Origin of the sequence: Bradyrhizobium sp., from assembly GCF_049691595.1 — a bacterium.
Taxonomy (GTDB): domain Bacteria; phylum Pseudomonadota; class Alphaproteobacteria; order Rhizobiales; family Xanthobacteraceae; genus Bradyrhizobium.
On record NZ_JBAVNZ010000207.1, the window covers coordinates 1 to 10,552 of the forward strand.

Genomic DNA, 10,552 nt, shown 5'->3' on the forward strand with positions numbered 1-10,552 from the left:
CCGCCGGCGGCGCCACCTCGGTTGTGGTCTCGCGGAAGGCGCGCTCCAATACATCCAGCGAGACTTCGCCGGGACGCAACGGCCGCTCCAGCACCTGCTCCACCGGCGCGCCCTGCGCCGGCGGCGCCGCGACCACGGGCGCGGGTTCAGCAGACCCGACCGGCTCCGCCGGCGCTGACATCGCCGCCATGCCGCGCTCGACCATCTCATGCAGCTTGACGATCAGATCCTCGTCGGTGCCCGCAGGCTCGGTCTCGGTCGCCTCCAGCCCGGCCAGGATCTCCTTGATGCGGTCGATCGAGGACAGGATCAGCGTCACCGCCTCCGCCGTCACCGGCATGCCGTCGCGGAACTTGCCCATCAAGGTCTCGCCGGCATGCGCCAGCGCTTCCAGCCGCGGCAGCCCGAGAAAGCCGCAGGTCCCCTTGATGGTGTGCACCAGCCGGAAAATGTTATCCAGGATCCTGGCGTTGTTCGGATCCTGCTCAAACCGAACCAGCTGATTGTCGACCGTATCCAGGCTCTCGTTGGTCTCGGTCAGAAACTCGCGCAAAAGATCGTCCATCAGAATAGCCTTCCAAACTTGTATTACGCTAGATCGTCAATCGTTCTTTGCGTCTGACCTGAACCGGCCCGTCCGTGGTAACCTGGCACCGGCGAGTTGCACCTTCTTGCAATCGTAACCTTACCCGTTTCACGTTCGCGTTAATTTCGGTGTCCGTGCAAATACGGAGCAAGCGAGCGCGGGGGAAAGCGAGCAGTGGTTGCGAGGTTGCCGGACGAGCCCGAAAGCTCATCCGGCGACGCCGATCCGGTCAGCCAAGACTGGCGGCTTCCGCCGCGGCGCGCTGCATGCTCGACGACATTTCATTGGTCACCGTGCTCTGCTCCTCGACGGCGGCCGCGGCCGAGCGCTGCCCAGAACTCGCGATAGGCCGCACTGTCGCGCATTGCCGGTTCGACGAACATGCTGTGGTGCTTGCCCTGGATCTCCGCGAGCGAATAGCCGAGCGCCTTCAGGAAATTCTGGTTCGCCGTCAAGATATTGCCGGCCGGATCGAATTCGATCACGGCTTGCGACCTGCTGATCGCGGCAGCCTGCGCGGCTGCGTCGAGTTCGGCTGCCTTGTTTCCTAGTTTGAACATCGGAGAGCTCTTTCCTTTTCCCTTCAAAGTGGAAATGTTCGTGGGCTGAGATTTGCCCTCGGCGGACGTTGCGAACTTCGCAGCCTCGTGGGAGCGTGCGTCGTCAGCGATGTGTGGGGGATGATGTCATTCGCGGCCAGGTCGATTACGCTGCGATCGGACTCTCTGGATTGGCGCGACATGCACGGGTGACGATTGATGGAAAAATCTGCATCTCGGAAACGCAGAGACCGCTTCGGTAGCATTACGGATTTCGTCTCTGGCTGACGCTCAGAATGATTGATTCACGATAATATAAGGTTAAGCGAATGAGCGCCGGCGATGCTCGAAATGCGCCACCCATGGCCTGATCGAAAGCGTCGAACGCCGCCGGCTTTCGAAACGTTTAACATCGGAGACAAACTCGGCGCAGCACGCTCCACGACGTTTTGCCGCGGCCGGACGATCGCCTGTCGCGATCGGATTCGTCGGCATCATATTGACATCGCGCGTGACGATTACGGCAGGTGACAACCGCGTCACAAGTCCACCGTATAATTACGCGCTATGCGCGACCTCGCGGCGGATTATTCGGCGCGGAATTAACGCGCTGTTCAATGAGCCCTGCTAGTTGTCTCGGTGCCAACGGGCGTTGGTTCGGGAAAAGCATCGGAGATTTTTCCGCATGCTGCGCGCATTCGCCCGTGTTCGGTGATTTGCGAACCGCGCGGAGTTGAAGACATGGCTTTTGATCTGTCGATGCCGATCCTGGTGGTCGATGACTACAGCACCATGATCCGGATCATCCGCAATCTGCTCAAGCAGATCGGATTCGAGAATGTCGACGATGCCAGCGACGGATCGGCCGCGCTCGCCAAGATGCAGGGCAAGAAGTACGGACTGGTCATCTCCGACTGGAACATGGAACCGATGACCGGCTACGACCTGCTCAAGGAAGTCCGCGCCAGCCCGGAATTCTCGCAGACGCCCTTCATCATGATCACGGCGGAATCGAAGACCGAAAACGTCATCGCCGCGAAGAAAGCCGGCGTGAGCAACTACATCGTCAAGCCGTTCAACGCCGCGACGCTGAAGTCCAAGATGGAAGCGGTGTTTCCCGGTTCAGCCGAATAACGTCCCTGATGCCAGGGCCGGCGCCTGGCCGACACCCCGGCGACCCCAAACACGCAAAACAGCCCTTGCCGCCCGCCGCGGTATGGGCTGGATCCATTTGAAGCGTACCGTGGCCGTACTCTTACGGTTTTCAATTTTCACAGACGGATAATATTCGGTCGCGATAGTTCCGTGGACGGGGGAGCTTCATGTTCACGTTCGAAACTACCGATCCCAGCGAAGTCAGGCGTTTTCGCATCGCCCAATTCAACGGCAGAGCGGCGACGTGCCGATCCGCCGGCGTGACGGTCACCGGGCACGTTCACTCGATCGTGGAGAAAAAGTCCAGCGTTCCGGCCGCGTGGGTGATCATGATAGTTCCGGTCGACAAGCCCCGGGCCGCGACACTGCGGCCCCCTGGCATTCGCGCTGTCGCGGACGATTTTTGCTGAGCTGGGCAACCGGCGGCAGGCCCGGTCACCGTCGGCCCGGCGGGCGCACGATTGCCGCCGAGATATCAGGCTGGAAACAGCAGCGCCTTGCGGACGAGATCCGCGGTATTGCGGGCGCCAAGCTTGCGCATGGCCTCGGCGCGATGGCTTTCGAACGTCCTCGGGCTGATGTTCATCCGCATCGCGCCTTGCTTGTTGGAGCAACCTTCGCTGATGTGCATGAGCACCTCGCGCTCGCGTTTTGTCAGCGGCTTATGGCCGGGTGCGGACGCGTTGATCGGCCCCGGCACGCGTACGCTATCCTTGGCGCCGCCGGCCTCACCCTCCCGGTCGTGCATGCGGTCGGACGCGATGGCGGGCCCCGCAAGATTGTCCGAGAGTTGCTTCACCATGGCGCAGACGCGTTCGGCCTGTTGAAGCGCGTTTTCCACCACCTGCAGCAGATAGAGGCGATTGCCCGGCGTCTGCGAGAACTGGTGGCTCTGCTGCCTGATCTCATTCATGTAGAGCAGCAGTGCGGTCAGCGGCCCGTTGAGCTGACGCGCAATCACCGCTCCGGCTTCGTCCATCGCCCGGCTGCGCATCGCGGAGAGCGGCACGATCTCGGGATTCTCTTCGGGCGGCTGGCTGCGTTCCAGCCACGTCGAAAAATGCAAATCACCGGTTCTGGGTTCTTGCGACATATAAATATTTATAACGGCTCCGAAGCCTCTCGGCGTTAATTTCTTGGACCGTAAAAATACGGGGACGCGCCGGAACCTCAACAAGTTTGAGGGCCGCACCGCAGGCAAAACCTGCGCTTATGAAGGTGACTGCGGCAATCGCGGCCATACACCCGTAATTCTACGGGCCGTAGTAGTACCCGGAGGCCAAAACGGCCTCACTCCCGTAAATTTTCGGATTCCATTTGGTTCTCTAATGGGTGTCATTCAGATCTTTATGACCGCCCACGCAGGGACGCATTGATGGCTGCGACGCGATTGGTTGCGGAACCGTGGGCCGGGACAACCGATCAAGCGGCCTGGCGGCAAACCTGTCGTCGCAGCCAGGCCAGGCGGCCTTCCGTCGAAATGCGTCAGGCGGCGATCGGAGGTTGCCGCGCCCTCACGAACGCCGCAACTTCAGGAATTTTTCGAGGAACCGACCCGAGGCGACAAACCTGAACCACCAACATGCCATCCGCCGCGTTTTCATCTGTCCGTCCTCTTGACGCCGAGGCCACTGAGCATGCCGTGAGTAGCGGCTAAGACAACGCGCAGGTATGAGCTGCTTCACATTCGGCCGCGCCGACGACCGCGCGGGTTGTGACGGACCGGCCGCCGATCCTGCTGATTTCCGGATTTACAGCCTTCGCCGGTCCCGTAATGATCGCGGCCCGAATTGATCACCCAGCGAGCTCGAACCGGGAGGCGACAATGGCGCGGAGAACAGGGTCACTGATGGCGATAGCGGCGCTGGCCGGTGCCTTGACTTTCAATTCGGGCGCGGTCGCGCAGACCGCACCGACCGAGAATGCGACGCCGACACCGGACAATGCGGTGATGATCACCGTGTTTCTGAAGCATGACCAGTCGCGCCCCCTGAGCGAGCTCAACGCGCAGCTCGAACGACAGGGTTACTACAAGGCGTTTCCGCCCGCCGGCATCGAGGTGGTGAGCTGGTATGTGATGATGGGGATCGGTCAGGTGGTGACGCTGCGGCTGCCCGCCTCCCGGCTTCGCGAGGTCAACCGCCTGTTCGAGAACATGGCCTGGGGCGCCTATCGAACCGAGTTCTATCCGACCTATGATTACAAGGCGATCGGCATCGGGCTGCACGACAAGGCGCAGTAGGGAGATTGTCGATCGACCGCAACTCCTAGGAGATGTCCGATGGAGATCCCCTTGGACAACCTGGCAACTATTATAGATTGTCTTAATGGGGGTTTGTTACTCTTGATATATGTCAATATTCATCTCGGCGAGACAGCCATCATTCACCAGCTCGCTACGTGAGGCGGGAGGCAAAATGCGCTCCGAACCAGCCAAGCCATTTATCGTTGGCGTGATCAAAGTTACGCACCAAAGCCGCGCGCTCGGCGTCCTGCTGTCCGCAGTTTCGGCTATTGTGTTTGGATACCTCACGCTGTCGGCAGCACAGGAAGCGATCAAACTGTTCGACCGCAAAATCGTGGGTGGCGAGCCGACCACGATCGAACAGCACCCCTGGCAGGTAGCGCTCAACGTCACGATCGAGGGGCGGAGCTACCTGTGTGGTGGTTCCATTATCGCCGACCGCTGGGTGCTGACCGCCGCGCATTGCTTCAACCCCACCACCAGGGCGGGCGAGGTGAAGGTGAAAGCCGGCGCTACCAACTACCTGACTCAAGGCGCGTGGTCTGACGTCGACAGGGTTGTGATCCACGAGGCCTATGACCCCAAAACACACGAAAACGACCTCGCACTCATCAAACTGCGCTCACCCTCACAGGGCCGGGTCATTCCGCTGGCGAGCCTCAAGCAGGGGATTCGGGTCGGTCAGCCGCTCGAGGTCACCGGGTGGGGCGCGACAAGTGAGGGCGGTGACGTGACAAGGGTGCTTCTCAAGGCGAGCATCCCCTACGTCGACAACGCCACCTGCAATGGAGCGACAGCCTACAACGGCACCATCAAGCCGGGCATGATGTGCGCGGGCTATCGAGAGGGCGGTGTCGACAGTTGCCAGGGCGACAGCGGCGGCCCGCTGGTGTGGCGTGCTACCGATGGGCCAGTGTTGGTCGGCGTTGTATCCTGGGGCGAGGGATGCGCGCGAAAGCTGAGGTACGGGGTGTATACGCGGACGGCGAACTATGCGGAGTGGATTGGAAAGGTGGTCGCGAGCGGCGGGAATTGATCAATCTGCGAGACATCAACGCGCTCGCGGTGGCCCCAAGGGAGGCGCTCCTATGTCGGCGCGGTTGACATCGAGGCGAGCGGTGCTTCTGCTGGCGCTATTCGCGGCGGAGCCCTTTCCGGCATTTGAAAGCGCCGCGGCACAGGACAAGCTGAAGATCGAGGTCGTGCCTCAGGTCGGGCATTTGGGCCTGGCGTATTCGGTTGCTTTCTCTCCCGACGGCCGCACTGTGCTTTCGGGCAGTGCGGACAAGACAGCCAAGCTCTGGGATGTGGCGACGGGCAAGCTGCTGCGCACCTTTCAGGGGCATTCGCAAGCGGTGAAGTCGGTTTTGTTTTCCCCCGACGGTCACACCGTACTTTCGGGCAGTGCCGACAAGACACTCAAGCTCTGGGATGTGTCGACAGGCCGGCTGCTACGCACCTTCGAGGGGCATTCCGATGAGGTGCGGTCGGTAGTGTTTTCCCCCGACGGCCGTGCCGTGCTCTCGGGCAGTGACGACAAGACGCTCAAGCTTTGGGATGTGCCGACAGGCAGGCTGCTACGCACCTTCCAGGGGCATTCTGGTGAAGTGGAGTCGGTAGCGTTTTCCCGCGACGGCCGCACCGCGCTCTCGGGCAGCGACGACAAGACGCTCGGGCTTTGGGACGTGGCGACAGGCAAGCTGCTGCGCACCTTCAAGGGGCATTCGAAAGCGGTGAAGTCGGTTTTGTTTTCCCCCGACGGCCACACCGCGCTTTCGGGCAGTGCCGACCAGACGCTCAGGCTTTGGGATGTGGCGACGGGCAAACCGGTGGGCAGCTTCGAAGGGGATTCGGGAGCGTTGGCGTTGTCCTCCGACGGCCGCACCGTGCTCTCGGGCGGCATTGATCATAGGCTTAAGCTTTGGGAGGTGGTGACGGGCAAGCTGCTGCGCACCTTTGAGGAGGAAGAGAAGTTTCTTTCCCGGCACAACACGGTGGCGTTCTCCCCGGATGGCCGCACCGTGCTCTCGGACGACGGGAAGAGGCTCAAGCTCTGGGACGCAGCCACGGGCAAGCTCGTGCGCACCCTCGGGGGGCAATTGGCCTGGGTGCGGTCGGTCGCGTTCTCCCCCGACGGCCGCACCGTGATCTCGGGCAGCTGGCATTATCACGGGCTCAGGCTTTTCGATGCCGCCACGGGGAAGCTCGCGGGCACCTTCGGGAAGCCCGGGGAGGAACTTGAGTGGATCGACTCGGTCGCGTTTTCGCCCGACGGCCGCACTGTGCTCTCGGGCGGTATCAATACGCTCAAGCTCTGGGACGTGGCGACAGGCAAGCTGGTGCGTACCTTCGAGGAAGGGGACTTTAGTTTGGAGCACTCACACCACTCGGTTACGTTCTCCCCCGATGGCCGCACCGTGCTCTCGGACGTTTTCTGGAGACTCAAGCTCTGGGATGCGGCGACAGGCAAGCTGGTACGCACCTTCGAGGAGAAAGGGGAGCATTCGTCGAACGACACGGTCGCGTTTTCCCCCGACGGCCGCACCGTGCTCTCGGGCAGCGACAACAAGACGCTCAAGCTTTGGGATGTGGCGACAGGCAAGCTGCTGCGCACCTTCAAGGGGCATTTGGATAAGGTCCGGTCGGTCGCGTTTTCCCCGGACGGCCGCGCCGTGCTCTCGGGCAGTGACGACAAGACGCTCAAGCTTTGGGATGTGACCACGGGCAAGCTGGTGCGCAGCTTCGAGGGGCATTCGGGCGAGGTGGCGTCGGTCGCATTCTCCCCCGACGGCCGCGCCGTTCTGTCAGGCAATGCGGACAAGACGCTCAAGCTTTGGGACGCGGGCACGGGCGAACTGCTGCGCACCTTTGAGGGCCATTCGGATGAGGTGCGGTCGGTCGCGTTTTCCCCTGACGGCCGCACCGCGCTCTCGGGCAGCCTGGATGGCACCGTCCGATTCTGGTCGCTTTCAAGTGGAAATGAGATCGTGCAGCTGCTCGCGACGCAGGAAGGCGATTGGCTCGCCATTACTCCCGCTGGTTTCTTCGACTTCGGTGGCGATAGCGAAAACCTGCTGCACCTCGTTCGAGGCTTGGACGTGCTCTCCATTGGGCAGACATTTGGGCAGCTATACCGTTCCGACCTGGTGCAAGCGGCCCTAAAAGGGGACTTGGAAGGCAAGTACAAGGACGCGGCCTACCGTCTCAATCTTGAGACGATCCTCGGTTCAGGTCCCGCACCCCAAATCGAACATCTCAAGGAGAAGGACGATCGGGCTGGCGATACCATTCGCATCAGCGTACGGATCACCGGCACGGGCGGCGGCGTCGGCAGCCGCATCGATTGGAAGGTCAACCGTGTCGGACAGGGCAATCCGACGCCCGCGGCACTGGCCTCGGTTGATGGCCCGATCGCTTCGGTCATAGTCACGGAGACGCTGAAGCTGGTGCCCGGCAAAGTCAACGTCGTCAACGTGACCGCCTACAACCATGCCGGCCTCGTCGCCACGCCGCCCTTCAAGATCAGCATTGACAAGTTCGGCACCACGGCCACCGAGCGGCCGCGGATGTTCGTCCTCGCCCTCGGCGTCAACAGGTACCGCATCGAGGGTTATCAGCTAAACTATGCTGCCAACGACGCTGAGAGTTTTGCCAAGGCGCTCAAAATCGTTGGCAGCACGCTATTCGCCGAGGTTAAGACCACCACGTTGACGGACGAGCAGGTGAGCGAGGCCGGCATCTCGTCCGCCATTAACGATATCGCCCGCGAAGCCAAGACCGGCGACGTCTTTGTGCTGTTCCTCGGCGGACACGGAAGATCAATCGCGGGCCGCTATTACTACTATCCCCAGACGCTCGACTTTGCTGCTCACCAGTCCGTCGAGAAAAACGCCATCGATCAGGACAAGTGGGATGGGTGGCTACGTCAGATACCGGCGCTGAAGAGCCTTCTTGTCATCGACACGTGCGAGGGGGATGCGTTCCGCGGCTCGCGCGGGACGGAATCGGCGCGGGAGACCGCGATGACGCAACTGGAGCATGCGACCGGCCGCAACATCATCTCGGCCGCCCGTGACGCGGCCTATGAAGGCTATCAGGGTCACGGCGTGCTGACGTATGCGCTGCTAGAGGCGCTGGACATCAAGGCGGCGCACAGCGGAGACGAGCAGGTGCGGGTCGATGCGCTCGCGGCCTACGTACAGCAGCGCGTACCGGAGATCACGAAGTCGATTCAAGGGGTCGAGCAATTACCCACGCGCAAGCTGTCCGGCAACGACTTTCCGATTGGAAACCGCCAGCCAGTTCTCGAGGTCCGACCGGCAATTCCCAAGGAGCCGACTCATGTCGTGATCCGCGCCGAGCTGGTGCGGGAGAAGCCTTCTTCCGATTCTCCCGGCTCACGTCAGCTCGAACCCGGCATGCGCGTGCGCGCCGTCGAGTTCTCCGGTGCCTGGGCTCTCATCGCCCGTGATGGTCAAAAACTCGGCTACACGCCGGCGGACGCGTTGGCCCGCATGCAATGAACGCCCGGTGGTCCGTTCCGTGCCCACCTTCGGCGAGACCCGCAAGGTCAGCCCATAGGCCGTAAGGCTGAATAGCGCCACGATTCGCAGCGACAGGTGTGAGGGTGGCGGAGAGGGAGGGATTCGAACCCCCGATAGGCTTGCACCTATGCCGCATTTCGAGTGCGGTGCATTCGACCACTCTGCCACCTCTCCAGGGCGCCACGGCGGGTGATTCCTCACCCTCGGTCGGGGCGAGTTCTAGGCGAGGATGGCTGGCCAGACAAGGCGCGAGGCCAACATTCGCTCTTGTCCCGCCGCGAGCAAAAGGAGCCAAACATGGAGCATTTGACGGTTCGGGCCGGCGGCGCGGCGTTCCATGTCGCGCGCACCGGGCAAGGTCCGCCGCTGCTGTTGCTGCATGGCTGGCCCGAATTCTGGCTGACCTGGGAACCGGTGATGGCGCGGCTCGCGGATCGCTTCACGCTTTATGCGCCGGACCTGCGCGGCTTTGGTGACAGCGACAAACCCGACGGGCCGTTCGGGCCCGACCAACATACCACCGACATGCTGGCGCTGATCGATGCACTCGGCCTGAAGCAGGTTGGCGTGGTCGGCCACGACGTCGGCGGCGCCGTGATGCAGCCGCTGGCGCGAATGGCGCCGGAACGCATCGCCGGATTGTTTTTCTTCGACTTCGTCTATCCCGGCATCGGGGCGCGAATGGCGGAGCCCGGGCGGCTGAACAACATCTGGTATCAATCCTTCCATCAAATGGAGATGGCGCCGGAGCTCGTCGGCGCGACGCGCCAAAGCTGCCGGACCTACATCCGGCATTTCCTCAAGGCCTGGTCATACCGCAAGGATGCGTTCGACGACGTGATCGAGGCCTTCACCGATAATTTTCAAAAGCCCGGCAATCTCGCCGGCGGTTTTGCGCATTACCGCGCCGCCCATGCCGGCCGTGTCAGGATGATGAAGGGCGAGGCGCCGGCGCTGCCGCCGATCGCGTTGCCCACCTGCGTCCGCTGGGCCGAGCACGATCCGCTGTTTCCCTATGCCTGGACCGACCGGCTCGGCGAGACCTTTGCAAATCTCGATCTCGCGATGTTTGCGGACGTCGGACATTTTCCGCATCGCGAGGATCCCGATCGTGCGAGCGCGGAGATCGCGGCGTTTTTCATGCGCATCGGCTGGAGCTGATCGAGATCGTAGACAGGTGGGGCCGCCGGCCGCGACAAAACACCGGCGGCCCCGTGCCGCTTCATTAAAATCCTGGCCGGGAAGTGCGGCTTCGCCGGTCAGCCGGAGCGACGAAAAGACGGTAGCGATCCGCGCCGAATCGGCAACGCGATCCCGGATTTAACCTAACCGGTCAAGGTTACCTCACCCGGGGGCCAGGGTAATCGGGTGAAGAGGTTCGTGACAAAAGACTGAAGTGCTGAATCTGTTGTGATCCACTGAGTCGAGGTGGAGGACAGTGATGGATTCGGACGAGGCAGGATTTTCAGCGATCGCGGAGACG

7 protein-coding genes, 1 tRNA gene and 1 pseudogene are annotated in these 10,552 nt (G+C 62.0%); 5 read left to right on the forward strand and 4 right to left on the reverse strand.

Features of this window, described 5'->3' with window-relative positions:
- Both WCE35_RS09505 and WCE35_RS09510 read right to left on the reverse strand, forming a co-directional pair.
- Window positions 1-565, reverse strand: a 565-nt coding sequence (locus WCE35_RS09505; protein ID WP_424593090.1) for an Hpt domain-containing protein, incomplete at its 3' end; no start/stop codon positions are given.
- Window positions 566-879: 314 nt separating this feature from the next.
- Window positions 880-1,116: pseudogene (locus WCE35_RS09510) on the reverse strand (PAS domain S-box protein); the annotation flags it as partial.
- Window positions 1,117-1,866: 750 nt separating this feature from the next.
- Between WCE35_RS09510 and WCE35_RS09515 the strand changes: the two are divergent.
- Window positions 1,867-2,259 carry a response regulator gene (locus tag WCE35_RS09515; protein ID WP_424593091.1) on the forward strand — a complete coding sequence of 131 codons (393 nt, stop codon included), beginning with the start codon at window positions 1,867-1,869 and terminating at the stop codon, window positions 2,257-2,259.
- A 496-nt stretch (window positions 2,260-2,755) separates the two neighbouring features.
- Here WCE35_RS09515 and WCE35_RS09520 read toward each other — a convergent pair whose 3' ends face one another.
- The gene (locus WCE35_RS09520; protein ID WP_424593096.1) at window positions 2,756-3,373 is read right to left on the reverse strand and encodes a LuxR C-terminal-related transcriptional regulator; all 618 of its coding nucleotides are present in this window, start codon (window positions 3,371-3,373) and stop codon (window positions 2,756-2,758) included.
- Window positions 3,374-4,105: 732 nt separating this feature from the next.
- Between WCE35_RS09520 and WCE35_RS09525 the strand changes: the two genes are divergently transcribed.
- The 3 genes from WCE35_RS09525 to WCE35_RS09535 all read left to right on the forward strand — a co-directional run bounded on the left by WCE35_RS09525 (window position 4,106) and on the right by WCE35_RS09535 (window position 9,048).
- Window positions 4,106-4,522, forward strand: coding sequence for a hypothetical protein (locus tag WCE35_RS09525; RefSeq protein ID WP_424593092.1), 417 nt, complete (start codon window positions 4,106-4,108; stop codon window positions 4,520-4,522).
- Window positions 4,523-4,697: 175 nt separating this feature from the next.
- Complete coding sequence (locus tag WCE35_RS09530; protein WP_424593093.1) at window positions 4,698-5,561, forward strand: serine protease; 864 nt, start codon at window positions 4,698-4,700, stop codon at window positions 5,559-5,561.
- A gap of 52 nt (window positions 5,562-5,613) precedes the next feature.
- The gene (locus tag WCE35_RS09535) at window positions 5,614-9,048 is read left to right on the forward strand and encodes a caspase family protein (RefSeq protein WP_424593094.1); all 3,435 of its coding nucleotides are present in this window, start codon (window positions 5,614-5,616) and stop codon (window positions 9,046-9,048) included.
- A gap of 105 nt (window positions 9,049-9,153) precedes the next feature.
- Here the strand turns inward: WCE35_RS09535 and WCE35_RS09540 are convergent.
- Window positions 9,154-9,243 (reverse strand) — tRNA-Ser (locus tag WCE35_RS09540).
- A 123-nt stretch (window positions 9,244-9,366) separates the two neighbouring features.
- On the opposite strand from WCE35_RS09540, the gene WCE35_RS09545 reads away from it, so the two are divergent.
- The gene (locus tag WCE35_RS09545; protein WP_424593095.1) at window positions 9,367-10,230 is read left to right on the forward strand and encodes an alpha/beta fold hydrolase; all 864 of its coding nucleotides are present in this window, start codon (window positions 9,367-9,369) and stop codon (window positions 10,228-10,230) included.
- The last annotated feature ends 322 nt before the right edge of the window (window positions 10,231-10,552 follow it).